The sequence below is a fragment of the Aequorivita sinensis genome (assembly GCF_006346335.1).
In the GTDB taxonomy this organism is placed as follows: domain Bacteria; phylum Bacteroidota; class Bacteroidia; order Flavobacteriales; family Flavobacteriaceae; genus Aequorivita; species Aequorivita sinensis.
Genome location: NZ_VDMC01000001.1, coordinates 1 through 26,672 on the forward strand (window position 1 = coordinate 1; position 26,672 = coordinate 26,672).

Genomic DNA, 26,672 nt, shown 5'->3' on the forward strand with positions numbered 1-26,672 from the left:
ATGCAAAGATAAAAGCATTTAGGGCACAATTTAGAGGAGTGAAAAACGTAGAATTCTTTCTGTATAGATTAACAACGATTTTTGCATAAACACAACAATTGTTCTTGATCCTTAATTAGGGCGGTTTTTTTATAAACACAACAATTGTTCTTGATCCCCAATTGTTCTTGATTCTATAATATGTAGACGAAATATTCCATAAAAAAAGCCGAAGTATAGACTTCGGCTTCTGAAAGTTGGTGGGCGATGAGGGGTTCGAACCCCCGACCCCCTCGGTGTAAACGAGGTGCTCTGAACCAGCTGAGCTAATCGCCCTTTCACTTAGCGGTTGCAAATATAGGTTACTTTTTAATACCAACAAACATTTTTTAAAAAAAAATTTAAATTCTATAAAAATTATATCTTGTGAGAGGGTTTTTATGGTTTATCTTTGAAATCGATTAACCATAAAAAATCTACTTTTTGATTCCATTCATTAAAAAAATTATCATATCGGTTGTAAAAAGGCAAAACCAACAACCAAAAAATGCGAAAAACGAATCGTCTTTTGACAAAAGTGTAAGAAACCTTGAAGTAGAAGTTAAACACGAAATTTATGAATTTTTCTACCTACTACTTGGAGTTTTAGCTGCTTCATTTGGACTTAGAGGATTTTTAATGCCGAATAGTTTTATAGACGGAGGTATTACAGGGATTTCACTTATGGTAAATGAGCTTACAAATATTTCACTACCCTTATTACTCGTTTGTTTTAACCTCCCTTTCTTAATAATGGCCTACTTTACTGTAGGAAAAAGCTTTGCCATAAAGAGTGTAATGGGAATTACCTTTTTAGCAATAGCTGTTGCTCTAATTCCATTCCCGCAAATAACCGATGATAAGATTTTAATTGCTTCATTTGGAGGTCTCTTTTTAGGACTCGGAATCGGCTTGGCAATACGTGGTGGGGCGATTATAGACGGCACAGAGGTTCTTGCAATTTATATAAGCCGCAAAACGAACTTAACTGTTGGTAACGTTATACTTCTATTTAACGTAATCATTTTTATAAATGCTGCTTATTTTCTTTCTACTGAAATTGCTCTTTATGCTATTCTAACATATTTCGCAGCTTCAAAAACTGTAGATTTTGTGATAGACGGTATTGAAGAATTTATGGGGATAACCATTATTTCAGATTATAGTGATGAAATTCGACTTGCTATTATTCAAAAAATGGGACGAGGCTGTACCTTATTTAAAGCCGAAAAAGGTTACTCGCAAAACGGAGAAGTGCGCAAACCTGTAGATGTAGTGTACACAGTTATAACAAGGTTAGAGATGACAAAACTAAAAACTGAAGTAGAAAAGATTGACAGCAATGCCTTTATTATTATGACTTCCATTAAAGACGCCAAAGGCGGAATGATTAAAAAGAAGCCAATTAAAAAATTCGACAAATAGTTTTATAAAATTTCGGCTAACTACTAAAAGCTGATTCTTATCAAGCCAGGTTGAATATCAATAATACTAATCATCTCTGGAATTCAGCTGCAATGTTTCATTAAAGGTGAAGTAGTTTCACCACAATTATATGAGATCTAAAATTCGCTCTAAAGCCATTCCTCTTGATGCTTTTATCAAAACAGTAGCATTTTCTAGCTCCTGAGTTTTTATCACTTCTTTTAAGTCATCAAATGTTTTAAACTGCTTTATATGTGAAGCACTGTTTTTTGCTTTATAAAAATTACTTCCCGTCAAAAACACTTTTCCAAAATTGTTTTCTGTCAAGAAATTTACAATACTTTGATGTTCAGCTTCAGAATCTGTTCCTAACTCAAACATGTCACCTAGAAATATAACTTTATTATCTCCTTTGGTTTGTTTGAAATTTTCCAAGGCCGCCATCATACTTGTTGGGTTTGCATTATAAGCATCCAACAATATAGTATTTGAACCCCGCTGCATCAATTGCGAACGATTGTTTGACGGAACATAATTTTCTATCCCCTGTTTAATATCGTTAACTGAAACGTTTAGATAAGCGCCTATAGCAATGGCCGCAGAGACGTTTGCGAAGTTGTATACACCAACCAGGTTACTTTGTATCTCAGTGCCATTGTACTCAACTAAAAGATGATTAGAACCATCTAAAAGTTTTATAACATAATCAGCATTTGAGTCGCCAAAGGTAATTCTATATATCTCTTTAGAATTTTCTAGTTGTTTTGAATCGTTAGCGTTTACAAATATTTTTTTATTGTGGTCTTTTAAAAACTGATAAAGCTCAGTTTTCCCTTGTATTACACCTTCTAGGCTACCAAATCCTTCCAAATGCGCTTTTCCAAAATTTGTAATATATCCGAAATCAGGTTTTGCTATTTCACTTAGCATTTTAATTTCACCTAGATGATTTGCGCCCATTTCAACAATCCCTATTTCCGTTTCCGAATCCATCGAAAGCAAAGTAAGCGGCACCCCTATATGGTTGTTTAAATTACCTTTAGTTGCAACCGTTTTAAACTTTTGAGATAAAACCGCATTTATAAGTTCTTTTGAAGTGGTTTTACCATTACTACCTGTAAGCGATATAATGTGAAGTCCTAAATAATTTCTATGGAAGTACGCCAATTGTTGTAGCGTTACTAGAACATTTTCTACTAAAATTGTTTCACCGGTATCTTTATGAAATTTCTTTTCGTCTATTACCACTTTAAAAGCCCCTTTATCTAAGGCTTCTTGTGCAAACATATTGCCGTTAAAATTATTGCCTTTTAATGCAAAGAAGATTGATTTTACGGGAACATTCCTAGAGTCGGTGCTTACTCCAGAGCTTTCTAAAAAGTATTGATGTATTGTTTTTATATCCATAATCTTAGTGTGAATATATAAAAAAACCCTCCAAAGTTTATCACTTTGAAGGGCATAATTTTTAAAAAAGTTTGAACTTTAGTTTCTCGCTTTCTTTCCTTTTTTAGATTTAGAACCAACACGACTCATAGCACATCTAAAGCCAATGAAGTCTGAAGCCATATCTTGTGGGAAATATCTTCTTTGAGCTGGGTCTAACCAATATTCTCTATCTCTCCAAGATCCACCTTTGTATACTCTAACTTCGTTACTAATTAAAGTAGTTCGGTTATTAGATTTGTCGTAAACGCGATCTAACTGCCCTGTGGTATCTGCGTATACATTGTGAACTGGCGCGTTGTACATTCTTTTAGTATCATCACCAGTTTCTCCAAAATCGTTTTGGAATGATTGGTAATATCTAGTTGATTCTTTATCACCATCTCTAAAATCGCGGTTATCTGCTTTAGAGAAGTTTGTTCTTAAGTAAGTATCTTTTTCATCAACTGGTACTTGAAGAATTTCACCAGGTAAGTTACGTGCTATAATTCTACCGTTGCTTAAAGTGTCGTAAACTATAGAATCCATAGTAACTACTTTTACTTGACCATTCTCGTCGATTGCGTTTTTAGTGTAAACATTTCCACGATAGTAGTTAAAGTCGTTAAAGTCGTCATCGATAATTGGTCTGTAAATATCCGCTACCCATTCTGCAACGTTTCCAGCCATGTCGTATAGACCGTAGTCGTTAGGCGCATAAGATTTTACTTGAGCAGTAATATCGGCACCATCATCACTCCATCCAGAAATTCCACCGTAATCACCAGACCCTTGCTTAAAGTTAGCCATTTGATCACCTAATGATCTTCTCTTACCAGATCGAGTGTATTGTCCTTCCCAAGGATATTTCTTTCTACCTCTGTATGCATTGTACTCACGAAGTCCTACTAAACCTAAAGCAGCATACTCCCATTCAGCTTCCGTTGGTAAACGGTATGCTGGTAGCAACATTCCATCCTGACGTTGAATATATAGGTTTGTACTGTCTTTACTTCTTTTAGCAATAGCTTCAGATTTTTTTCCTCCTCGTGTAATCGAATCGTTTCCACCATATGTTTTAGTTGGTGCATTAAGATACGTTTCAGTACTAAAGGTTTCACCTGGCTCAACTTCATAACGAGCATTTCTAGAAGTAACGCCTTCGTTTTCTAGAATCATTTCATTTACTCTATCGGTACGCCATTTACTAAATTCTACTGCCTGAACCCAGCTAACTCCTACCACTGGATACTCTGCATATGCAGGGTGACGCAAGTAGTTATTAGTCATCACTTCGTTGAAACCTAAACGATTTCTCCAAACTAATGTATCAGGAACAGCTCCTTCGTAAATTCTGCGATAATTTTCGTTAGAAGGTGGGAAAACTTTCTTTAACCAATCTAAATACTCTAAGTACATTAGGTTAGTTACTTCGGTTTCGTCCATGTAAAAAGACTGAACGTGCTGTTGGTTTGGGGTATTATTCCAGTCGTGCATAGGATCATCCTGAACACGGCCCATGGTAAATGTACCTCCTTCAATAAATACTAGTCCAGGACCAGTTTCTTGTTCTTTAAACTGAGGGTCGTACTGAAAGCCGCCTTCTTTAGAGTTTAGCTTCCATCCGGTAGCACGAGAACTGTCTTTGTAGTCTCTAGATTTATTGCAACTAACAAATACTGTGGCTGCAAGCGCAGCAACAAATAGCTTTAATGCAAGGTTTTTTCTTAACATCATAAATTCAAAAATATGTGAGAATTGGGTTCGCAATATAGTAATTAACGACAAAATCACAATAATATTTTATTATTATTGCGTTCTAGTAAAGGCTTTGTTAAAAAACCTTTTCACGATAGCAAACGTATTAGTTTTGATAATATTATCCTAATTACAATATTGCACAAAGTTATTAAAAAGGATCAGCTATACTAACTGTTTATTTAAAGCGTTAATAATATTGATGAAAAAACAATTATTTTTATTACTACTTTTTTGCATCCCATCTATAGGTATAGCACAGTCTCGAAACATTTCAATTAGCTGGAACAACAAACCTGAATTTGTTGAAACATCAGGAAATAATTTTTCAGATAATGCTACAAAGCAAGAAAAACTTGAAGAATTAAAACTTCAAATTAACGAAGAAACCATCAGTTATGGCACACAATGGGAGGATCAAGGCTTCGCCGATAAAAATTCAGTAAGAGTTACCAACGTTACCTACGCCCCACTGTCATCAAGCGCTGTTAGCAATCTAAATACAGATTTAATTCCAAATGAGCTGACCTATAATCTAGTTAGTACAAAATCTAGAGAAAAGCTTTTTACAACATTTATTGTTTCTCCAATTGTAGGTTCAAATGGAAATTATAGACGCATTACAGCATTAAAAGTTGATTATAATTACGGGCCACAAAGTCGTAATATGCCTCCGGGTATTACTAATTCTGTTCTATCACAAGGCCAGTGGTTTAAATTTAAAGTTGAAAAAACCGGTGTTTATAAAATTGACAAAGCTTTTTTAAATAGCTTAGGCATGAATACCGACGGAATAAACCCGCAAACCATAAAAATTTACGGGCATGGCGGACAATCGCTACCCTTGTTAAATGCTGAAAACAGATTTTTCGATTTACCTGAAACCCCTATACAGGTAGTTGGAGAAGCAGACGGAAGCTTTGATTCTAGCGATTATATACTTTTCTACGGTACAAGCACCAAAGGTTATGTTGAAGAAAACGACTCCAACATTAACCCTTATACCGATGAGTCCTATTATTATATTACAGCAGGTGGCGAAAGCGGTAAACGTATAACTCAAATGATTGAACCAACCGCTTCGGCTACTGTGATTATCGATGAATTTGACGATTATCAATTTCACGAAAAAGACGAGGAAAGCCCAACAAAATTGGGGAGAAGATGGTTTGGAAACAGATTCGACATTCAAAGTGAACAAAGCTTCACTTTCGACTTCCCTAATATTGTATCGGGCGCTCCAATGAAAATATTAATTAAGGCTGCCGCAGCATCCGAAAGTGCTACTTCTATGAATGTAACAGTAAATAGCACCAGCCTTAATCCTATTACATTTTCTGCTTTAGGCTCTTCTGGACTTTTAAACCTATCTCAACTTGACACCGAAGTTCCTGCTAGTGGAGAGTCGGTAACAATTGACCTAGCTTATAACAACAACGGAAACCCGTCTAGTATAGGATACTTAGACTATATTAGTATATGGGTTAAAAGAAAACTTACGGGAACAGCTAAACAAATGGCTTTTCAATATAACGATGCTGTCAATCTAAGTGGAGTGGCAGATTATCAAATAGCAAATGCAAGTCAGATAAGTCAGATTTGGGATGTTACAGACCCACAGTTTATCACTTCAAAAAAAAATGAAGAAAGCGCATCTTCAATAAGTTTTAAACAAAATTTAGGCAGACTCAGAAAATATGTAGCAATTAATCCAAACGATTATTTCACGCCTATTAAGATTTCTCAATCTGCAGTAGCAAATCAAAATTTAAAGGGAAGTATATTTAAAGATGAATCGGGACAATTTAAAGATATCGACTACATTATTATAACCGCTCCTTTTTTAATTCAACCTGCATTACGCCTTGCTAATCACCATAAAAACTTAAACGGCCTTAATGTAAAAGTGGTTACTACAGATAAGATTTACGAAGAGTTTAGCTCTGGCAGTCAAGATATATCGGCAATTCGAAACTTTATTCGATATGTTTATTTCAATGCCTCTTCCGAAGCTAATCGCGTTAAATACGTCGGTATATTAGGAGACACCTCAATTGACTATAAAAACAGAATTTCAAACAACAATAATATAGTACCAACTTTTCACACCTTATCGAGCACTAGTATAAGTTTTTCATTCATGTCTGATGATTTCTTTGGAAATATGGATGAAAATGAAGGTACTATCGGGCAAAGGTCTGGCGATATTGATTTGTTAGATATCGCTATGGGAAGAATTGTTGCAGACAATGTTCCATTAGCAAATGCAATGGTCGACAAGGTAATCAACTACACCTCTGAAAGCACTTATGGCAACTGGAGAACAAATTTTGTTTTAGTTTCTGATGATGCCGATAATAGCACAGACGCAACCTTACAGCGTAATCTAGATGCCCTCGGGGATCAAATATCAGACGAAAAACCCTTTATAAATGTAAAGAAAATTCACTCCGACTCATACCAGCAACAAGCATCCGCTGGTGGAAATAGATACCCTGAAGTAAATGAAGCCATAAAAACTGCATTTGAAGCGGGAGCAATTATTCTCGATTACTTTGGTCACGGGGGTGAAGACGGACTAGCACACGAATTTATATATACTAAAGGAATAGCTGAAGGACTTAAAAACAAAAACAAACTGCCTTGTGTTATTACCGTAACTTGTGAATTCACAAAGTTTGATAATCCGCTTCGCATTACCGCTGGAGAATTAACTTATCAAAATAAAGAAGGCGGTGCAATTTCTATGGTTACTACTACCCGTGCAATTTTTATTAGAACGGGGGTAACTTTTAATGAATACCTAGCAGAACACCTTTTTGGTTATGGCAGAGATGTACCGGTTGCTCCTTCTGAAGGACTTCGTCTATCAAAAGCCGACTTAGGAATAGGAACACCACTTCGTCGTGTAGTTTTCTATATTGGAGATCCTGCGATGAATCTTGCTTTTCCAAAAAAAGATATTCAAATTACTCATTTAAACGATGTTCCAATTGCCCAAGCTACCGACACACTTAAAGCCTTGAGCAAAGTAAAATTTAGCGGTCAAATTTTAAGCCCAAATGGGACACCAATGACAGATTACAACGGCACCCTTGGCGCGAAAGTTTTCGATAAAAAAGTTCAACGCCAAACCTTAGACAACGACAATATTGGTGAAATAATGGATTTTGAAGTATTAGGTGAAGTATTGTTTAACGGACAAGCGTCTATACAAAATGGGCAATTCGACTTTGAATTTGTTGTTCCTCGAGACATTCAAATTCCCGTAGGTAAAGGTCGAGTAAGCCTTTATGCCGAGAGAGAAAACGCTTTGGAAGATCAAGCAGGTGTAAACCTAGATATTAACGTAGGAGGATTAAATGAAAATGCTCCTGAAGACAACGAAGGCCCACTTATTAAATTATTTATGAACGACGAAAGTTTCGTTTCGGGTGGCATTACGGACGACTCCCCTATCTTATTAGCAAAACTTGAAGACCCTAATGGAATAAATACCGCCAGCGGAATTGGTCACGATATAGTAGCTACACTAGACGGAGATGAGTCAAAACCATTTGTATTAAACGAATTTTACCAAGCCGAAGTGGACGATTACACTAAAGGTACTGCAACTTTTAAGTTTCGTGATTTAGAAGATGGATTGCACACATTAAAGCTAAAAGCTTGGGATGTTTACAACAATTCTTCCACTGCAGAGATACAATTTGTAGTTGCTGGTAATGAAAAATTAGAAATAACTCGCGTTTTAAACTATCCAAACCCATTTGTGAACTACACAGAATTCTGGTTTAACCATAACAGACCTGATGAAACATTAGATGTGCAAGTTCAAGTTTTTACAGTGACTGGGAAAGTAGTTTGGACCAAAAATGCAGCTATTCCGCCATCTGGAAGCTATCTATCTCGAGAAATTACTTGGGACGGTCGCGACGATTTTGGAGATAAAATAGGAAAAGGTGTATATGTATATAAGATTACAGTTAAATCTGCGTTAACCAATCAGCGAGTTGAAAAATTTGAGAAACTCGTTATCCTTTAAAAATTAAAATTATATTTGCTCAAAATTCACAATAATGAAGAAAATTCTTATTACCGTACTAATAGGTTTAGTTGCTTTTAAATCGGTGAAAGCACAAAATGATATCGAAAAATTTAATCCAATTACAACAGGTGTTCCCTTCTTACTTATTGCCGCTGACCCTCGTGCTGGCGCATTAGGAGACATTGGTGTTGTGACTTCTCACGATGCTTTTTCACAGCACTGGAACCCAGCTCAAAACGTTTTTGCATTGTCTAAACAAGGAGTTGGTATTTCATACACTCCATATTTAAGTAAATTGGTAAACGATATATTTTTAGCCGACGTAACCTATTACAACCGTCTAAGCGAGCGTAGTGCTATAGGTGCTAGTTTAAGATATTTTAAACTTGGTGACATTGAAGCACGTCAAACATTAGAGCAAGACCCATTAATCTTAAGCCCTAACGAATTTACTTTCGATGTGTCTTACGCACTTCGATTAAGTGAACGTTTTTCTATGGCAGTTTCTGGTAGATACCTTCGTTCAGATTTAAAACTTCAAACAAGTGATGCCGATGCTTCTGCAGCAAGCTCATTTGCAGTAGATGTTTCAGGATATTACCAAAGTGAAGAAATTCCTTACAGCGATTTTGATGGCCGTTGGAGAATGGGTTTCAATATTTCAAACATTGGACCTAAAATTAAATATGACAACTCAGACAATTCTGAAAGCAACCTTCCAACAAACCTAGCTTTAGGTGGAGGTTTTGACTTTATTCTTGATGAGTACAACAAAGTAGGGGTTTCATTGGAAGTTAATAAACTTTTAGTACCAACTCCACAAGACCCAGACCTTAACGGTGATGGTGAAGTTACTTCAGAAGAGATTGCTCAAAACAACAGAGATTACAGAAACATAAGCTTTATCTCTGGTATGTTTAAGTCGTTTGGCGATGCTCCAGGAGGAATGTCTGAAGAATTAAAAGAATTTACTTGGGCATTAGGTGCTGAATATTGGTATCAGGATGTATTTGCTTTCCGTGCGGGTTACTTCAACGAAAGCGACATGAAAGGGGGAAGAAAATTTGCTTCTGTAGGTGCAGGTTTCCGTTATACTGCTATCAACATTGATATTTCTTACTTATTTGGAACTGGTAAAGTTGTTACGCCACTAGACGGAACACTTCGTTTTGGATTGACTTTCAACTTTGGCGATACTTACGACGAGTATTAGAATAAAAAGTTGAGCAATTGAGCTCTCTTCCTACAAGTTTTTCAAAACCTTTTAGGAATAGTTTATTAATAATCACACGTGAAAAAACAAAAAATAGAAATATCAATTGAAGTTTTTGAATCTGTTTCAGAGCTTCCAAAAGATATTCAAGAATTAATGAATAAGGCGCAAGAAGCACGTAATAATGCTTATGCGCCTTATTCACTTTTTCAAGTTGGAGCAGCTATTAGGCTTGCTTCAAACGAAATTACTATTGGCAGTAATCAAGAAAATGCAGCCTATCCTTCAGGATTATGCGCAGAACGTGTGGCTATTTTCCATACAGGAGTACTCTATCCAAACGAAGAAATTAAAGCAATTGCTATTTCTGCCAGTTCTTCTAAGCAAGTTTTAACCGAACCCATTGGACCTTGTGGCGCCTGCAGACAGTCTTTGGCGGAATACGAACAAAAACAAAAATCTCCAATCGCTGTATATTTTATGGGTGAAACTGGAAAGATTGTAAAAACTAGTTCAGTAATGGATTTACTTCCCTTAGGTTTCGATGCAAAATACCTCTAACAGAAGCATTAAATCTAAAATACTCACTTTCTAAATAAACTTTGTCCAAAACTCGCTTTTAGCAATTTTTCAGGCATTTGTATTTTAGGAATTGTTATTTGTATTTTCTCCTTTTAAAGTACTATTTTTGTTATCCGTTTAATAAATTTTCCCCTGGGAAAACCTTATAGCAGATAGATGAAGAAAATCACTAAGAAAACGTACCTAGATTGGTACGAAAACATGCTCTTTTGGCGCAAATTCGAAGACAAACTTGCGCAAGTTTATATCAATCAAAAAGTAAGAGGTTTTCTACACCTTTACAATGGTCAAGAAGCTGTTCTAGCAGGTGCTTTGCACGCTATGGATCTTTCTAAAGACCGAATGATTACCGCATATAGAAACCACGTACAACCTATTGGCATGGGTGTAGACCCAAGAAAAGTAATGGCAGAGCTTTATGGTAAGGCAACTGGTACTTCTCAAGGTTTAGGAGGTTCTATGCATATTTTTGCTAAAGAACACCGTTTTTACGGAGGTCACGGTATTGTAGGAGGACAAATTCCACTAGGTGCTGGCTTGGCTTTTGCCGATAAATATTTTGAAAGAGATGCTGTAACCTTAACCTATATGGGAGATGGTGCTACGCGTCAAGGTTCGCTTCACGAAACTTTTAACCTTGCAATGCTTTGGAAACTTCCAGTAGTATTCTGTGTTGAAAATAATGGGTACGCTATGGGAACTTCGGTTGAACGTACCGCAAACCACACCGATATTTACAAACTTGGTCTTGGCTACGAAATGCCGTGTAAACCAGTTGATGCTATGAAACCAGAAGTTGTAGCAAAAGAAATGGACGAGGCTATTAAACGCGCACGTCGCGGAGATGGACCGACTTTCTTAGAGTTGCGTACGTATCGCTACCGTGGACACTCAATGAGTGATGCACAGCATTATAGAACAAAAGAAGAAGTTGCCAAGAAACAAGAAGAAGATCCAATTAGCTATGTTCTTCACCAAATTTATGAAAACGATTGGGCAACTCAAGACGAGATTAAAAAGATAAACCAAAGGGTTAAAGACTTGGTTGACGAATGTGAAAAATTCGCTGAAGAATCTCCATATCCAGAGAAGAACGTGATGTTCGATTCTGTTTATGAACAACAAGATTACCCTTTTTTATCAGATAAATTATAAGAGATGGCAGAAGTAATAAACATGCCGCGTTTAAGCGACACCATGGAGGAAGGAACGGTAGCAACTTGGCTTAAAAAAGTTGGGGATACCGTAAACGAAGGCGATATTTTAGCCGAAATTGAAACCGATAAAGCCACAATGGAGTTTGAATCTTTTTACGAAGGAACATTACTTCACATAGGTATTGAAGAAGGTGAAACCGCACCTGTAGATACTCTTTTGGCGATAATTGGTGAAGAAGGCGAAGACATTTCTGATTTACTAAAAGGTAAAAGTTCTGAAGAAAAAGAAACTGATACCGACAACAAATCAAAAGAACAGGAAAAGGCTGAAGATTCTCCAAAAGAAACTGAGGAGTCATCAACATCAGAAAAAGCAGATTTACCTGAAGGTGTTGAAGTAATTACAATGCCACGTCTAAGTGATACAATGACGGAAGGAACCGTTGCTAGTTGGCTTAAAAATGAAGGCGATAAGGTAGAAGAAGGTGATATTTTAGCTGAAATTGAAACGGATAAGGCTACCATGGAGTTTGAGTCGTTCTATTCTGGAACGCTTTTAAAAATTGCCATTGGCGCAGGCGAGTCGTCACCTGTAGATGCTGTACTTGCTATTATTGGTCCGGAAGGAACTGACGTATCTGGAATTGTTGAAAGCTATCAAACAAAATCAAATACTTCTGAGGCACCTAAAGAGGAGAAAAAAGAAACTTCTAAACCAAAAGAAACGGAAAAAGCGACTCCGGTTCAAGCTTCAAAAGAAAATACAAGATCAGAAACTGTTAATGAGGGAAGACTATTTGTATCTCCTTTAGCAAGAGTTTTAGCTGAAGAAAAGGGAATTAACCTGCGTCATGTTCGTGGAAGTGGTGAAAATGGGCGTATTGTAAAAAGCGATATTGAAAACTATCAGCCAGCTGCAGCAGGTGGAGCACAAGCTTACACTCCAGTTGGAACAGAAAGTTTTGAAGAGGTGAAAAACTCTCAGATGCGTAAGACCATCGCCAAGCGATTGTCTGAATCTAAATTTACGGCTCCAGAATACTATCTAACTGTTGAGTTGGACATGGATAACGCAATATCCTCTCGCCAAGCAATTAATTCTGATCCAGATGTTAAAATATCGTTTAACGATATGATCATTAAAGCGTGTGCAATGGCGTTGCGTAAGCACCCACAAGTAAACAGCCAATGGTCACCAGAAGCTACAAAAATTGCAAAGCACATCCATATCGGGGTTGCAGTAGCAGTAGATGAAGGGTTGCTTGTACCTGTATTGAAATTTGCAGACCAAATGACGTTCTCGCAAATTGGAGCTCAAGTAAAAGAGTTGGCTGGAAAAGCAAGAAATAAGAAAATAACTCCACAAGAAATGGAAGGTAGTACGTTTACTGTTTCTAACCTTGGTATGTTTGGAATAGATGAATTTACTTCTATTATAAACCAACCAAACTCAGCGATTTTATCGGTTGGGGCTATTGTGCAAAAACCAGTGGTTAAAAACGGGCAAATAGCTGTGGGTAATACTATGAAGGTTACACTTGCTTGCGACCATAGAACCGTTGATGGTGCAACAGGAGCTAAATTCTTACAAACAGTACGACAGTATATCGAGAATCCTGTTACTATGTTTGTGTAGAAATTAAAAGACTACAAGTTGTTTTCCGCTTTTTAACAGGTCTCCTTGTAAGTTTAATATTCATTAGGTTTAGACCTACAAGGTGGGCTCCGGCAACACCTTGCAGGTCTTTTCATTAAATATCACTCCATGAAAAACATAATAATTACAGGAACATCAAGAGGTATTGGCTTTGAAATGGTGAAGTTATTTTCAGAAGCTGGACATAATGTATTAGCGCTTTCGAGAAACTCTAAGCCTGTTTTAGCGTTAAACTTGAAAAATGTTACTGCTTTAGAATTTGATATCGCTGACGGAGCTGCAATTGTAAAGCTATCCAGCTTTCTTCAATCAAGAATGGAAAGGGTAGATGTTTTAATAAACAACGCTGGACACTTGGTTAATAAACCTTTTGAAGAAATTACTGCCGAAGAGTTTAAGGCTTGTTACGATGTAAATGTGTTAGGGCCTTCTATTTTAATAAGAACCTTGCTACCTTATATAAACAAGGACGGACACGTGGTAAATATAAGTAGCATGGGTGGTGTTCAAGGCAGTGTGAAGTTCCCAGGACTAAGTGCATATAGCAGTAGTAAAGGTGCAATACTTACCCTAACAGAATTGCTTGCTGAGGAGTATAAAGAAACGGGTCCTTCTTTTAATGCTTTAGCATTAGGCTCTGTACAAACGGAAATGCTTGAAGAAGCTTTCCCAGGTTTAAAAGCCCCACTTTCAGCCACCGAAATGGCGCAATACATAATGGATTTTTCGCTTACAGGAAACAAGTTTTACAATGGGAAAATTTTACAGGTTTCGAGTACTACGCCTTAACTTTTTACAATTATCTAAGCTTTCTTTTTAGCAAGTTTTTTCTTTTTATCTTTTAATTTTTTAAGCCAAATAATTACCCCTGTAATCGGAAGACTTGTGGCAATCAAACAGGAAATAAAGTAAATAGTTTTTGAAAACCAGCCAAAGATTGTTCCCATGTGAAGTGATTTTATGGAACTCGCAATTTGCTCGTTTAGGGGTTTGTCTGAAAAAATTTCTTTAGCTATTATTGAACCATCCCGATCTATTTTCAATTCGTCTACAGCTGTCTTAAAAAAATCTTGATCGTGGTATTTTCTAATATTAAATATTTCTTTTTCATCTGCAGGAATTTGTAAAACCGTAGTTCCCTCAAAAGGTAATTCTCTTTCGGTAATGTTTAATATATCAGTAACATCTACACTTCTTTTATCTAAATCAATTTTAGATTCTATTTTAGGACCGCCACCTCGACCTCCAAAAACCTCAGTCCCGAGTACTGCACTCCCGGCATCCCTATACCATTGAAAAGACCAAAACAAACCTGTTACAGACATTATAACTAAAAATATAGCAGTGTAAAATCCCAAAGTTACATGTAGGTCATGGTTAATACGCTTCCACTTGCCTCGCCAAGCAATTTTAAAACCAGGTTTTAAATGTTTCCACTTCAGTTTTGACAATTTTTTCTTCGGAAACCAAAGTACGATTCCAGAAATAGAAAGAATTAAAAATATAATAGTTGAAATTCCAACAATAGGCCTTCCGATAGATATATCTAGTAACAACCACCGATGCAATTTAAAGTTAGCCATAAAAAACCCATCCAACGGGTTTTCAGGTTTTTTGGCATACTCCCCCTTGTATTGGTCAACAAAAAACGTAGTCCCACGACGGTCATTTTTATTTGTCTTTACAGAAAATTCATAGGGTTTTGTAGGCTCTGGGCTAATACTCACGCGCATAACTTCACCTTCAGAAATTAGTTTTTGCGCTAATTGCTCAATAGGTAGCTTTGTTTCGGTTGGTGAAACAGTAATGTCTTCAGCAAAAACACTTTTAATTTCTTCTTCAAAAGTAAGTATGGTTCCCGATAAGCAAATAATAAGTAAAATGATTCCACTCCCTACTCCTAACCACAAGTGAACATCATTTATAAATCTACGGATTGTATATTTTTTGGTTTTCATCTATAAATAATTCAATTAATGATAAAGGCACAACCTTGGTCGTGCCTTTATTAATTAACAACTCAAACAACTAAAAGCTATAACGAACTACCCCAGCAACACTTCTTGGGTCAGTTTGATTGATATAGCGAGTTCTATAGGCGTTGTAGCCTATTTCATTAAAGACGTTATTTAAAAGAAATTGAACACTCCAATTTTGGTCGAATTTATATTCAGCTTGGAAATTTACTAGCGTATATGCTTCTACATCGAAAGGTTTTTGCCCAGGAACAATCCCTTCGTGCGTTACGGGACCTGAAGACCAATCGTTAATTGGGCGTTCACCTGTAAAGTAAGCTCCTGCTCCAATAGTTAAACCATCTAAAGCTGTATTTGCAAACGAATAATTAGCATATGCATTAAACGTGTGTTTTGGAGTATTAAGCGGGGCAGATCCGTAAACATAAGAGGTGTGCTCCTTGTATTGAGCGTCTATATACGAATACCCACCAATCAACTCCAATTTTTGAAGCGGACGACCTGTTAATTCAACTTCTATTCCTTGTCGCTGGTCATTACCACCTTGGGTGTAATACAAGATGTTAGTCCAAGTTTCATCGTAAACAGGGAGGTTAATATTTTTATTGTTGATTTTGAAAAGTGTCACATTAAAACGCAGTCTGTCGTTTAACCAAGTAGTTTTTAAACCTGTTTCAATCTGATCGTAACGTTCATTACCCAATTCCTCACCGTTTTCACCTAAGCGTGAAGCTGTTCTTGGATAAGAACTATTGGTGTATGAAGCAAAAATATTGATGTTTTTAATTGGTGAAATAATAAAACCACCTAATGGATTAAAAGCGTCGCTACGCGTATTCTCAGTTTCAGAAATTGTTTCCGTAGAACTATAGCGCGCTCCTAAAAATGTTTTTAACCATGAATTCCATGAAATTACATCTTGTGCCACAAAACCTAGTGAATTTGTTTTTCCACCGCTAATATTGGGGTCGTTTAGAGAAACATTTGGTAAGCGATGTGCTATGTTCTGAAAAACATTAATGGTATCGACTACTCCGGCAGATTGGCTACTAGTACTTACTCGAGAAGAACGATAATCAAAACCAACTTGAAAAGTGTGTTTAATAGAACCCGTGTATACCTCGTCACCAATTAAATCGAATTGCAAAACGCTGTTGTTATCATCTCGGGTTGATGTAGTATAGCTACGCTGACGAACATTGTATAATGGAGCGTCATTTTCTTCAATTGTTTTCCCTAGGCTAGCACCTTTATCGTCTAAACTTAAAGACGAGCTGTAAAACGCACCTTTTAAGGTAAGCTTATCATTTAATTCGTGATCCATTCGAATTGCATAGGTCGTATTTTGGGTAATGGAACGATCATTTTCAAACCCTAAAAACTGTGAATCTGGAAGATTGTAGATTGCGTTTACATCATTATCTGCAAGGTTAACGGTTCCTAAATCTGGCGTACGACTATCGTAATAATGGTCTAACTCTAGTGTTACAGTAGTTTTCTTATTCACTTTCCATTGGAAAGAGGGGTTGAAATAAAAGCTTTCTTTATCTACCATATCGCGATAGCTATCAGCTCTTTCTAATGCTCCATTTAAACGGAATGCAATGTTTTTTTCTTTATTAAGTGGTCCATATAAATCGAAGGTTGGCCTAATCTGTCCAAAACTATTTCCTCTTAAACTCACACTTCCTCCTGTGTTGTATTTAGGGGTTTTGGTAACTATGTTTATAATTCCACCCGGACTTCCTAAATCGGTAGCCACCCCTTGTGTAATTGAGGCTGTACCTTTTAGAATTTGGATATTATCTACTCCCTGCATATCGGTTAGCACACCCACACCTCTAAAATCGGAGTGCACTCGCACGCCATTTTTAAGTATTGGAATACCCCTAAATCCACGAGACGACATACTTTCACGTTTATTCCCATAAGTGGCAAAAGTATATACCCCGGGTACATTTTTAGTAGCTTCAGAAATAGATAGAGCTCCTTGATCTTCAATTACCTTTTTAGAAATAACAGAAATACTCTGAATCTGCTCATAAGGTTTTAATGGTAATCGAGTAATAGATTCAATTTTATCTGGATGGTCGTTTCGGTTGCCAAAAACTTCCACTTGCTCTAATTCATTATCAAAAGGAAGCTGAAAAACAATCCCGCTTAATACTGGCTGATTTGGATGAATTGCAATTGAAATTGCCTGATACCCTACTCCACTTGAAGTTAATTGCCATTCCCCATAAGGAATATTGTTTAAGGTAAATTCACCATCTCCATTTGCTGTTCCTCCCTTTTTTATTTCGGAGATATAAACACTAGCAAAAGGGATAGGATTGTTGTCGATATCGATAACCTTTCCTTGAATTGTTGCTACTTCCTGCGCTATCACAAACTGTGCGCAAATCATAAAAAGTAACGAAGTAATGTATTTCATTTTATGTTATATTAATTTGGATTGAATTTAAATAAAGCGCAAAACTATTGTGCAAAACTCAATTATCCAAGACTATTTAGAATTAATTTAAATAAAAATATTTAACTAGTTGATACTAAAATAAATGACAGATCCTTTCGCTTTCCATTCTGATTTAAATTTTATATTTTGGCATCTAAATGAGCTCTTTAAGGCTAAATCTGGGTATTTTTGAAGCTGTTTCTAGGTGTAAAAATTCATATCTTGACCTTCTATGATAGAGATTCTTGAGAAATATATTCCACAGGCGTCTGTTGTTCCAGTTTTTGAGCTAATAAAGACTCACAATGTTCACCTAAAAATTGTTAACCAACGTGTTACACGTCACGGAGACTACAGAAGAATGCCTAATGGGCAACATCAAATTACTGTAAACACTTCTTTAAATAAATATCGTTTCCTTATAACCCTTATTCACGAAATAGCACATTTAGAAGCTTTCGAAAAGCACGGCAGGCTTATTAAACCACACGGAATTGAATGGAAGCGCACATTTCAATTGCTAATGCTTCCCTTTTTACGTCCAGAGGTATTTCCGAATCAACTTTTACCATTATTAGCGCGACATTTTAAAAATCCGACAGCATCTAGTGACACCGACGCAAAATTATCACTAGCGTTGAAGCAGTTCGATCCCGAGAATGATAAAAATTATATCTTTGAAATCCCCTTAGGTGGTAGTTTTAGACTATATAATGGGAGAATATTTAAACGCGGAAAAAAGAAAGTGAAGCGATATGAATGTGTAGAAATTGCAACAGGCAGAGTTTACCTTTTTAATCCAAATGCTGAAGTGGAGTTTTTGAAATAAATATGAAAAAATTCCGGTTAACAGTTAGCAAGAACTGGACTTAACCTATTAAAACATACAGACATCGAATTAGATCTTGTTCTCTAATTTTTTAGTGTCTTGAATCAAAACATTAACTATGAATAAAAACTATTATGCAGTAATAATGGCGGGTGGAATTGGCTCAAGATTTTGGCCAGTAAGCACACAAGAATTTCCAAAGCAATTCCACGATATGTTGGGTTCTGGAGAAACCTTACTGCAGAAAACGTTTTCGAGGCTTAACAAAATTATACCTTCGGAAAACATCTATATACTTACCAACGAAAGGTATTTGGAGATTACACTTGAGCAACTACCCAAGATTTCAGAAAAGCAGATGGTATTAGAACCTGCTATGCGAAATACCGCACCTTGCATTTTGCTTTCCGCTTTAAAAATAAAGAAAGAAAACCCGAATGCACTAATGTTGGTAGCACCAAGCGATCACTGGATAGAGGATGAACTTGCTTTTTCAAAAGACGTTCAAGAATGTTTTGACGCCGCTGAAAAAGAGGATATTTTACTCACTTTAGGAATTAAACCTACTTTCCCTAACACTGGATTTGGCTATATAGAAAGCACTACAGAAACTGAGTTAAATGAAGCTGAAGAACTTGATAGCCAAAAAGTAGCAACTAAAAACATCACTAAAGTAAAACAGTTTCGAGAAAAACCAGATTATGAAACCGCCAAGAAATTTATAGCCGCTGGGAATTTTAATTGGAATGCTGGTATTTTTATTTGGAGTGCCAAAAGCATAGTGAGTTCATTTGAGCAATATTTAGGTGAGATGCACACCTTATTTTCAAAAGGAAATGAGTTTTTAAACACAGATAAAGAAAAGACTTTTATTGAAGAAAACTATTCAGCGGCAGAAAACATATCTATTGATTACGGAATTTTAGAAAAAGCTGATAATGTTTACGTAAAAAAAGCTACTTTCGATTGGAACGATTTGGGTACTTGGGGAGCGCTTCACGACAAGTTAGAGAAAGATAATTTCAACAATTCTGTTGTAAATGCTGACACTCTCATAGAAAACTCGAAAAACAATATGATATTTACATCGTCAAAAAAACTTGTTGTTTTAGACGGAATTGAAGATTATATTGTAGTGGATAAAGAAGATGTTTTACTTGTATTTCCAAAGGATAAGGAACAAGAGATAAAAGAACTTTTAAAAGACGTTTCCAATAAGTTTGGTAAAAAATATTTATAATGGAGAATTCAAATAACAATAATGAAATAAAGGTTACTCCTAATGACGAGGAGTTTGAGCAAGTAAAACTCAATACTTGGCAAAGCATCAAACAGTTCTTAAAAGAACTTTTCGACATTCGCGCAGACACCGACCGAGACGCTACCATTGATGCAGTAAAAAAAGACATTTCCTTTAAAGGGCATACTGCTTGGATTCTTATTTTCTCCATATTCGTTGCATCTATTGGCCTTAACGTAAGTAGTACTGCTGTTGTAATTGGAGCCATGCTTATTTCTCCACTTATGGGACCAATTGTAGGTATTGGACTGTCTGTAGCTATTAACGATGTAGAAACCCTTAGACGTTCGCTTATAAACTTAGGGGTAATGGTATTTTTAAGTGTGCTTACAGCGTTTCTTTACTTTAAGTTATCTCCTCTTACCGAAGAAACACCTGAGCTTATTGCAAGAACATATCCTACAATTTTGGACGTGCTGATTGCCATTTTTGGTGGATTGGGACTTATAGTTGCTAAAACAAAAAGCGGGACAATAGCTAGCGTTATATTTGGGGTTGCAATTGCCACCGCCTTAATGCCACCCTTGTGTACTGTGGGTTATGGATTAGCAATTGGAAATGCTTCATATGCCGGTGGTGCTTTATACTTATTTAGCATTAATGCAGTATTTATTGCGCTATCCACATTTATAGTTTCAAAAATATTAAGGTTTCCATTAGTAAGGTATGCAAACAGTAAAAGACGTAAGCGAATTTCACAAATTGCATCTTTAATTGCTATTGCGGTAATGGTTCCTAGTGTATGGTTATTTATAAAACTATTAGACCAACAAGTTTTTGAAAACAGAGCTAAAGAGTTTGTAAACAAAACTGTAAAATACGACGGAGCCGAAGTAGTTAAATTCACTCAAGATTACAAGACAAAAGATATAGACGTTTATTTTATTGGTCGCCCAGTGCCACAATCTAAAATAAATGAATGGTTAACCGAGTTAGAAAACACTGACAAGCTAGAAACAGCTCGCTTGCGAATTTACCAAGGAACTGATCAAAGTGGAGAAATGGCAGCAAGGCTTTCCGGGGAAATTAAAGCAGGTATTTTAGAAGATCTTTACGTAAAAAACGAACAGATTATCCAAAATAAGGATGAAAGAATTCGCTTTTTAGAGGATCAAATCACCATGTTAAAAGTTAAGAGTATTCCTTTTGATGAAGTGAGTAAAGAGCTTAAGATAAACTACGAAAACGTTGAAACATTTAGCTATTCAAACAAAATTACAACCGACTTTAAAAAAACAGATACACTGCCTGTTATAAACATACGTTGGAAGAAAAATGTACCAGCTAGACAACGCCAAGCAGAATTAAAGAAAATTGAAGCTTGGATTAAGTTTAAAATGAAATTGGATACGCTGGATGTATCAGAATACAGATAGGGTTATAGACTGATTAAGCTTTATTTTCCTTTAACTGAACATCGCGTATTTTCTTAAATAGATCTGATGAATACACAAAACTGGTAACATCTTCATTATCAGTTTTGAATATTTCTTGGTTTGTCCCTTGCCAAACTAATTTGCCATTTTTAAGCAACATTACCTTCTCACCAATTTCCATAACTGAATTCATATCGTGAGTTACCACGATAGTTGTAATATCGTATTCATGAGTAATCTCCTGAATTAACGTATCGATTAAGGTAGCTGTTTTTGGGTCTAGTCCAGAGTTAGGTTCATCACAGAATAAATACTTCGGCTTGTTTACAATTGCACGAGCAATAGAAACACGTTTTTGCATTCCACCAGAAATTTCGGCAGTATATTTTTTATTAACCCCTTCGAGGTTTACACGTTTTAAAACTTCATTTACTCGAGCCAGCATTTCTGGCTTTTTCATCTTTGTAAACATTCGCAACGGAAACATTACATTTTCTTCAATATTCATCGAATCAAATAATGCTCCACCTTGAAAAAGCATCCCCATTTCCTCTCGAAGCTTTCGTTGCCTTTCGTCGTCCATATCTTGAATAGCCTCGTCTCCGTAATAGATTTTACCTTGTTCTGGCTTAAATAATCCAATAAGACATTTAAGCATAACGGATTTACCACTACCACTCTGCCCGATAATAAGGTTGGTTTTCCCTTTTTCGAATACAGTGGTAATCCCTTTTAGAATTTCTTCTTCACCAAATCTTTTATGTACATCTTCAATTTTTATCATGCGCTTAAAAGGAGTTGGGTTATTATATAGTTTGCGGCAATTATAAGCACACTAGTCCACACAAAGGAATTTGTACTTGCTTTACCTACTTCAAGTGAGCCACCTTTCATATAGTAACCTTGCCAAGAAGGTACAGTAGCTAATATAAAGGCAAATATGAATGTTTTAAAGAAGGCGTAAAATAGTTGATAGGGTATAAAATCTTCTTGAACTCCAGCAATAAAATCGGCAGAACTACTAAAACCACCATATACCGCTGCTACCCAACCTCCAAAAACTCCTAAAAACATTGAAAGCACTATCACAAAAGGATAAAACATTAGAGCGACAATTTTAGGAAATACCAAGTAGTTAAGGGAGTTTATTCCCATAACTTCCAAAGCATCAATCTGCTCTGTAACTCGCATAGAGCCAATACTGGAAGTAATAAAAGATCCAACTTTACCCGCCATAATAATTGAGATAAAAGTTGGAGCAAACTCCAAAATAACAGATTGTCGAGTTGCAAATCCAATTAAACTATCTGGAACAATTGGGTTGTCCATGTTTAATGCTGTTTGAATAGACACAACACCTCCCACGAAAAAAGATATAAAAGCAACGATACCCAAAGAACTTATAATAAGGTCGTTTATATCCTTAAAGATCATATGTTTCAATACTGATGTTTTAGTGAAGCTAGCGAACACTTTTTTAAGCATCAAAAAATAAGAACCAATATCATGTAAATACTTCATAAAATCTATAGTTATGGCTAAAGTACTAAATTTACATTAGTGTAATTTATAAAAGTGCGTTAAGAATTCATTGGTAAGATGCTTTTTACAATTTAAATTAAATTCAAAACATAGTATCTAACCTCCCAGACCTTTTATAACTTGTTATTTAAGCTTAATGCAATTATTAAGCTTAAATAACAGTCATTAAAATAAAAATCAATATTCGAAGAAACAATTACTTTAAAAGTTCCATCATTTTAAAGTAAATCTCATTGTTTTCATAAATCCCATTAAACAATTCTGCTCCAGGTCCTTTAGCAAAAACAGGCACCATAGTCCCAGAGTGTCCCGTAGTTGAAAACACTGGGTTTATTTTATTATAATCTCCATCTTTAGAAGCTAAAGTAAAGCCTCCGGTTTCATGGTCTGCAGTAACGATTACCAAAGTTTCACCGTTTTTAGCAGCAAAATCTAAAGCAACACCTATAGCTTTATCAAAGTCTAAAAGCTCTTCAATTAAGTAGTCACCTTCATTATTATGTCCGCCCCAATCAATCTGGCTACCTTCAACCATTAGGAAAAATCCATTTTCGTTTTTAGACAATTTCTCCATCGCTAATTTTGTTGCATTCGGAAGGAAATCCCCCCTACCCTCACTCATTTTTGGCATTCCGTCTTCAGCAAGTAAAATCAATTCATTTTTATCACTTGGAGATTTTGGTAATTTATCTGTTATCACCTCATATCCATTGTCCTTCATAGACGCCAATAAATCTTTACCGTCCTTTCTTTTGTTGAAAAATTTTAGACCACCACCTGCAAAAAAGTTAACTCCACTTTTTGGAGCAAATTCAGTAATTTCCTCATACATACTTCTGCTTTTTACGTGTGCGTAAAAAGAAGCAGGCGTCGCGTGTTGTATAGATGAAGTTGCAACAAGTCCGGTGCCGTATCCTCTTTTTACAAGATGTTCTACAATAGTTGGAACTGGAATGGTGTCTTTATCTACTCCAATAGCTCCATTGTAGGTTTTAACCCCTGTAGAAAAAACTGTTGCACCTGCAGCAGAATCGGTAATCAACTCGTTTGAAGAAGAAGTTTTACTCAAACCTATAGTATTAAAACGCTCAAAGTTTGGCTTCGCATTTTTATAATATATAGCTGCTGAAACCTGACTCAAGCCCATACCATCACCTATTAACAGGATAATATTTTTAGGTTTTTTCGATTCTTGAGGCACATGTGAAACGGTGTTATCTTTCACATTAACAGAAACACAAGAAGTTGAAATAATTGAAACTGACAATAAAATTGTAAGGAGAGAAAACTTAATCTTCATATTATTTAATTTTTCCGGTAAAAATAGGAATTAATAAGGTTATGATGTGTTAAGAGTTTGTTGTTAAATAAGGTATTCTACACTATTCTCCCGCTCATTGAATTAACGAACTCCTATTTTCCTAAAAATATTTTTCCAGCGCAAATCTCGGATAAACTTTCCTTCTTTTTCTGAAACCATATACTCTAGGTTTTCCCTTTTCGCTTTGTAAAAACCTTTTATTGTATTTATGAGAAATGAAAAGCTATTTTTTTTGGAAGCTAGTTTTGCTGAAGCGATAAACGTTAGCCAAAACCCATAACGCATTTTATAAAAAGCTTCACCTTGTCTATATTTTGAAGCTTCTGTATAAACTTTTCCCGTTGGTTTTAAGTGCTTTACTTTTAAGGAAGTATCAGTTTTTATAGTCCACCCGTGATATTCTGCCAATAAACCATCTACAGAATCCCAACCAATAGATTTTTTAAGTCCGCCTATATCTTCAAAACACTTTTTACGATACAGTTTTATAGGTCCGCGAACTTTAGTTTTCTCTGAAATAGCTTCAAACTTCCATTCCCCATCGTTTTCAATATAGAGATTCCCTCCAGCTAAACCTACGTTATTATCAGCCTTGAAAAATTGAATGGTTTTTTGAAAATAATCTTTAGGAAGTATTAAGTCGGCATCAAATTTTCCAATTAGTTCAAAATCTGAATCCAGCGATTCTAAGCCTTTGTAAAATGCATTTACTACTTTACTTCCAGGCTCGTGAAGTGCTTCTGAATTGTGAAAAACACTTTGGATAAAGGGATACTGTTTTGAAAATTGATCGACAATCTTTTGAGTGTCGTCAGTTGAAGCATCATTTACAACAACAACTTTTTTTGGAAGAATTGTTTGTTCAACGATTGATTGCAGCATCTTACCTATATAAGCCTCTTCGTTATGGGCGGGTATGATGATGTAAAAATCCATTAATCTCTAACAGCGTAAACTAAATAATATCTCGGTGTAAAACTACGTAGTATTGGACGTATTCCTATTTTCTTTACTGGGTTTGTAAACTTTTCGCGCTTAATAATTCGCCACCCAGCTTTTTCAAGAAGCCAATCAAATTGCCAATCTTCAAATTCGTGATAATGTCTATCCCATTTATCGGTTTTACTTCTATAGGCCGAAGCAAACCATAGTCTTAACGGGATTGATGCTACTAATTTCTTAGCTTCAATATCTTTTATAACATTAAAAGGAGACACTAAGTGTTCAAAAATCTCGAATGCTGTAACAACATCATAGGAATCAGTTTTTACAACATCGGTCTCCAGGTCTAAATCCTGCCCCTTAGTATTTGTTACGTTGTAACCTTCCCTAGTAAGAATTTCAGAAAAAGGGTTTGCAACCCCTAAATCAAGAATTTTCTCTTCTTTAGAAATTACATCATTTAAAAAACGTAATGTGTGTTTATATCTTTTAGTAGGAAATTTACCTTCGTACATATTTTTTAATTCAGAGTTCAGAATTCGGAATTCTGAATTAATTACACCCTATAAACTATCGCATTAATATTCATTCCTGCACCCACGCTTGCTAGAATAACTACATCTCCTTTGTTTAAGGAATGTCCTTCAAGTTCACCATTTAAAACTAAATCGTAAAGTGTTGGAACTGTAGCTACACTGCTATTTCCTAACTTACCTATACTCATAGGCATAATTTTATCTGGAGTAGGCTTGTCGTAGAGTTTATAGAAACGGTTAATAATAGCCTCGTCCATCTTTTCATTGGCTTGATGGATAAGAATTTTCTTAACCTCATCAATTCCAATTCCAGAATTATCTAGACAAGTTTTCATAGCGTCTGGCACTCGATTTAAGGCGAATTCATAAATCTTACGGCCATACATTTTTATATATCGGCGCTTATCTTTAATTTCTAAATTATTGCTTTCGCCAAAATAGATGAAATGAGCCTCGTCAAACGCATAGGTAGCGCTAAAATGACTTAATATGCCGCCTTCTTCATCTGTCGCTTCAACAACCGCAGCACCTGCACCATCGCTGTAAATCATTGAATCGCGATCGTGAGGATCAACAACTCTAGATAACGCTTCAGCACCAATCACCAAGCATTTTTTTGCAATACCAGATTTTAAAAAGGCATTGGCTTGAATCATACTTTCTATCCACCCAGGGCAACCAAAAAGCATATCGTATGCTACGCAGGTTGGTTTTTGAATTTTAAGATTGTGCTTTACGCGAGTTGCAATACTTGGAACCGTATCACTTTGCGCAGAGCCGTGTTTAACATCACCATAATTATGCGCTACAATAATGTAATCTAAATCTTCCTTATCAATCCCCGAATCTTTAATAGCCTTTTCGGCAGCAAAAGTTGCTATATCAGAAGTATTTAAGTTTTTAGGGATATAACGACGTTCGTCTATTCCTGTAATAGCCTTAAACTTCTCAATAATTGTATCATTTTTTTGACCAAATCGGGTGCCATCTTCATTGTAAAAATGATGATTCCCAAACTGTTCATTCTTTGCAATTTCGCTTGGAATATAACTGCCTATACCTGTTATTTTGACATTCATATTTTGAAAAGTTTTTTTTAAAAATACGGAAAAAAA

20 protein-coding genes and 1 tRNA gene are annotated in these 26,672 nt (G+C 35.9%); 10 read left to right on the forward strand and 11 right to left on the reverse strand.

Annotated elements, in window-relative coordinates:
• Positions 1-237: 237 nt before the first annotated feature.
• Positions 238-315 (reverse strand) — tRNA-Val (locus tag FHP04_RS00010).
• 147 nt (positions 316-462) lie between these two features.
• On the opposite strand from FHP04_RS00010, the gene FHP04_RS00015 reads away from it, so the two are divergent.
• Positions 463-1,443: a YitT family protein gene (locus tag FHP04_RS00015; RefSeq protein WP_139853785.1), complete on the forward strand. Its 981-nt coding sequence runs from the start codon at positions 463-465 to the stop codon at positions 1,441-1,443.
• A 126-nt stretch (positions 1,444-1,569) separates the two neighbouring features.
• Here FHP04_RS00015 and FHP04_RS00020 read toward each other — a convergent pair whose 3' ends face one another.
• Entirely contained in the window at positions 1,570-2,850 is a 1,281-nt protein-coding gene (locus tag FHP04_RS00020) for a UDP-N-acetylmuramoyl-tripeptide--D-alanyl-D-alanine ligase (protein ID WP_139853786.1), read from the reverse strand.
• 78 nt (positions 2,851-2,928) lie between these two features.
• The gene (gene gldJ, locus FHP04_RS00025; RefSeq protein ID WP_139854396.1) at positions 2,929-4,602 is read right to left on the reverse strand and encodes a gliding motility lipoprotein GldJ; all 1,674 of its coding nucleotides are present in this window, start codon (positions 4,600-4,602) and stop codon (positions 2,929-2,931) included.
• A 226-nt stretch (positions 4,603-4,828) separates the two neighbouring features.
• Here gldJ and porU point away from each other — a divergent pair, with 226 nt between their 5' ends.
• From porU to FHP04_RS00055, 6 genes are all read left to right on the forward strand, one after another.
• Entirely contained in the window at positions 4,829-8,668 is a 3,840-nt protein-coding gene (gene porU, locus FHP04_RS00030) for a type IX secretion system sortase PorU (protein ID WP_139853788.1), read from the forward strand.
• A gap of 34 nt (positions 8,669-8,702) precedes the next feature.
• The gene (gene porV / locus FHP04_RS00035) at positions 8,703-9,884 is read left to right on the forward strand and encodes a type IX secretion system outer membrane channel protein PorV (RefSeq protein ID WP_139853790.1); all 1,182 of its coding nucleotides are present in this window, start codon (positions 8,703-8,705) and stop codon (positions 9,882-9,884) included.
• Positions 9,885-9,962: 78 nt separating this feature from the next.
• Complete coding sequence (gene cdd, locus FHP04_RS00040) at positions 9,963-10,445, forward strand: cytidine deaminase (RefSeq protein ID WP_139853791.1); 483 nt, start codon at positions 9,963-9,965, stop codon at positions 10,443-10,445.
• Between the two features lie 177 nt (positions 10,446-10,622).
• The gene (gene pdhA / locus FHP04_RS00045) at positions 10,623-11,621 is read left to right on the forward strand and encodes a pyruvate dehydrogenase (acetyl-transferring) E1 component subunit alpha (protein ID WP_139853792.1); all 999 of its coding nucleotides are present in this window, start codon (positions 10,623-10,625) and stop codon (positions 11,619-11,621) included.
• A gap of 3 nt (positions 11,622-11,624) precedes the next feature.
• On the forward strand, positions 11,625-13,259 hold the full coding sequence (locus tag FHP04_RS00050) for a pyruvate dehydrogenase complex dihydrolipoamide acetyltransferase (protein ID WP_139853793.1): 1,635 nt from the start codon (positions 11,625-11,627) through the stop codon (positions 13,257-13,259).
• Positions 13,260-13,388: 129 nt separating this feature from the next.
• Positions 13,389-14,069 (forward strand): SDR family NAD(P)-dependent oxidoreductase, encoded by a 681-nt coding sequence (locus FHP04_RS00055; protein ID WP_139853794.1) that lies wholly within the window; start codon positions 13,389-13,391, stop codon positions 14,067-14,069.
• Between the two features lie 14 nt (positions 14,070-14,083).
• On the opposite strand, the gene FHP04_RS00060 is transcribed toward FHP04_RS00055, so the two are convergent.
• Both FHP04_RS00060 and FHP04_RS00065 read right to left on the reverse strand, forming a co-directional pair.
• Positions 14,084-15,238 carry a PepSY-associated TM helix domain-containing protein gene (locus FHP04_RS00060; RefSeq protein WP_139853795.1) on the reverse strand — a complete coding sequence of 385 codons (1,155 nt, stop codon included), beginning with the start codon at positions 15,236-15,238 and terminating at the stop codon, positions 14,084-14,086.
• 70 nt (positions 15,239-15,308) lie between these two features.
• Positions 15,309-17,690: a TonB-dependent receptor gene (locus tag FHP04_RS00065; protein ID WP_139853796.1), complete on the reverse strand. Its 2,382-nt coding sequence runs from the start codon at positions 17,688-17,690 to the stop codon at positions 15,309-15,311.
• 253 nt (positions 17,691-17,943) lie between these two features.
• On the opposite strand from FHP04_RS00065, the gene FHP04_RS00070 reads away from it, so the two are divergent.
• From FHP04_RS00070 to FHP04_RS00080, 3 genes are all read left to right on the forward strand, one after another.
• A complete protein-coding gene (locus tag FHP04_RS00070) occupies positions 17,944-18,540 on the forward strand; it encodes a SprT-like domain-containing protein (protein WP_139853797.1) in 597 nt (198 codons plus the stop codon).
• Positions 18,541-18,658: 118 nt separating this feature from the next.
• Positions 18,659-19,780 (forward strand): mannose-1-phosphate guanylyltransferase, encoded by a 1,122-nt coding sequence (locus FHP04_RS00075; RefSeq protein ID WP_139853798.1) that lies wholly within the window; start codon positions 18,659-18,661, stop codon positions 19,778-19,780.
• On the forward strand, positions 19,780-21,216 hold the full coding sequence (locus FHP04_RS00080; RefSeq protein ID WP_139853799.1) for a DUF389 domain-containing protein: 1,437 nt from the start codon (positions 19,780-19,782) through the stop codon (positions 21,214-21,216). The genes FHP04_RS00075 and FHP04_RS00080 overlap by 1 nt, the downstream gene beginning before the upstream one ends.
• A gap of 13 nt (positions 21,217-21,229) precedes the next feature.
• Here FHP04_RS00080 and FHP04_RS00085 read toward each other — a convergent pair whose 3' ends face one another.
• The 6 genes from FHP04_RS00085 to FHP04_RS00110 all read right to left on the reverse strand — a co-directional run bounded on the left by FHP04_RS00085 (position 21,230) and on the right by FHP04_RS00110 (position 26,636).
• Positions 21,230-22,000: an ABC transporter ATP-binding protein gene (locus tag FHP04_RS00085; RefSeq protein ID WP_139853800.1), complete on the reverse strand. Its 771-nt coding sequence runs from the start codon at positions 21,998-22,000 to the stop codon at positions 21,230-21,232.
• Entirely contained in the window at positions 21,997-22,737 is a 741-nt protein-coding gene (locus FHP04_RS00090; RefSeq protein ID WP_179951763.1) for an MlaE family ABC transporter permease, read from the reverse strand. The genes FHP04_RS00085 and FHP04_RS00090 overlap by 4 nt, the downstream gene beginning before the upstream one ends.
• Before the next feature lie 217 nt (positions 22,738-22,954).
• Complete coding sequence (locus FHP04_RS00095) at positions 22,955-24,058, reverse strand: alkaline phosphatase (RefSeq protein ID WP_139853802.1); 1,104 nt, start codon at positions 24,056-24,058, stop codon at positions 22,955-22,957.
• Between the two features lie 102 nt (positions 24,059-24,160).
• A complete protein-coding gene (locus tag FHP04_RS00100) occupies positions 24,161-25,015 on the reverse strand; it encodes a glycosyltransferase (protein WP_139853803.1) in 855 nt (284 codons plus the stop codon).
• Positions 25,015-25,536 (reverse strand): methyltransferase domain-containing protein, encoded by a 522-nt coding sequence (locus FHP04_RS00105; protein ID WP_139853804.1) that lies wholly within the window; start codon positions 25,534-25,536, stop codon positions 25,015-25,017. The genes FHP04_RS00100 and FHP04_RS00105 overlap by 1 nt, the downstream gene beginning before the upstream one ends.
• A 41-nt stretch (positions 25,537-25,577) precedes the next feature.
• Positions 25,578-26,636 (reverse strand): 3-oxoacyl-ACP synthase III family protein, encoded by a 1,059-nt coding sequence (locus FHP04_RS00110; protein ID WP_139853805.1) that lies wholly within the window; start codon positions 26,634-26,636, stop codon positions 25,578-25,580.
• Positions 26,637-26,672: the final 36 nt, after the last annotated feature.

What these genes read in the sequence shown, in the direction of transcription:
- pdhA (WP_139853792.1), top strand. Translation starts at nt 10,623, where the DNA reads ATGAAGAAAATCACTAAGAAAACGTACCTAGATTGGTACGAAAACATG.
- porV (WP_139853790.1), top strand. Translation starts at nt 8,703, where the DNA reads ATGAAGAAAATTCTTATTACCGTACTAATAGGTTTAGTTGCTTTTAAA.
- FHP04_RS00070 (WP_139853797.1), top strand. Translation starts at nt 17,944, where the DNA reads ATGATAGAGATTCTTGAGAAATATATTCCACAGGCGTCTGTTGTTCCA.
- porU (WP_139853788.1), top strand. Translation starts at nt 4,829, where the DNA reads ATGAAAAAACAATTATTTTTATTACTACTTTTTTGCATCCCATCTATA.
- FHP04_RS00105 (WP_139853804.1), bottom strand. Translation starts at nt 25,536, where the DNA reads ATGTACGAAGGTAAATTTCCTACTAAAAGATATAAACACACATTACGT.
- FHP04_RS00085 (WP_139853800.1), bottom strand. Translation starts at nt 22,000, where the DNA reads ATGATAAAAATTGAAGATGTACATAAAAGATTTGGTGAAGAAGAAATT.
- FHP04_RS00055 (WP_139853794.1), top strand. Translation starts at nt 13,389, where the DNA reads ATGAAAAACATAATAATTACAGGAACATCAAGAGGTATTGGCTTTGAA.
- gldJ (WP_139854396.1), bottom strand. Translation starts at nt 4,602, where the DNA reads ATGTTAAGAAAAAACCTTGCATTAAAGCTATTTGTTGCTGCGCTTGCA.
- FHP04_RS00050 (WP_139853793.1), top strand. Translation starts at nt 11,625, where the DNA reads ATGGCAGAAGTAATAAACATGCCGCGTTTAAGCGACACCATGGAGGAA.
- FHP04_RS00110 (WP_139853805.1), bottom strand. Translation starts at nt 26,636, where the DNA reads ATGAATGTCAAAATAACAGGTATAGGCAGTTATATTCCAAGCGAAATT.
- FHP04_RS00090 (WP_179951763.1), bottom strand. Translation starts at nt 22,737, where the DNA reads ATGAAGTATTTACATGATATTGGTTCTTATTTTTTGATGCTTAAAAAA.
- FHP04_RS00100 (WP_139853803.1), bottom strand. Translation starts at nt 25,015, where the DNA reads ATGGATTTTTACATCATCATACCCGCCCATAACGAAGAGGCTTATATA.
- FHP04_RS00060 (WP_139853795.1), bottom strand. Translation starts at nt 15,238, where the DNA reads ATGAAAACCAAAAAATATACAATCCGTAGATTTATAAATGATGTTCAC.
- FHP04_RS00080 (WP_139853799.1), top strand. Translation starts at nt 19,780, where the DNA reads ATGGAGAATTCAAATAACAATAATGAAATAAAGGTTACTCCTAATGAC.
- FHP04_RS00095 (WP_139853802.1), bottom strand. Translation starts at nt 24,058, where the DNA reads ATGAAGATTAAGTTTTCTCTCCTTACAATTTTATTGTCAGTTTCAATT.
- FHP04_RS00020 (WP_139853786.1), bottom strand. Translation starts at nt 2,850, where the DNA reads ATGGATATAAAAACAATACATCAATACTTTTTAGAAAGCTCTGGAGTA.
- FHP04_RS00075 (WP_139853798.1), top strand. Translation starts at nt 18,659, where the DNA reads ATGAATAAAAACTATTATGCAGTAATAATGGCGGGTGGAATTGGCTCA.
- FHP04_RS00065 (WP_139853796.1), bottom strand. Translation starts at nt 17,690, where the DNA reads ATGAAATACATTACTTCGTTACTTTTTATGATTTGCGCACAGTTTGTG.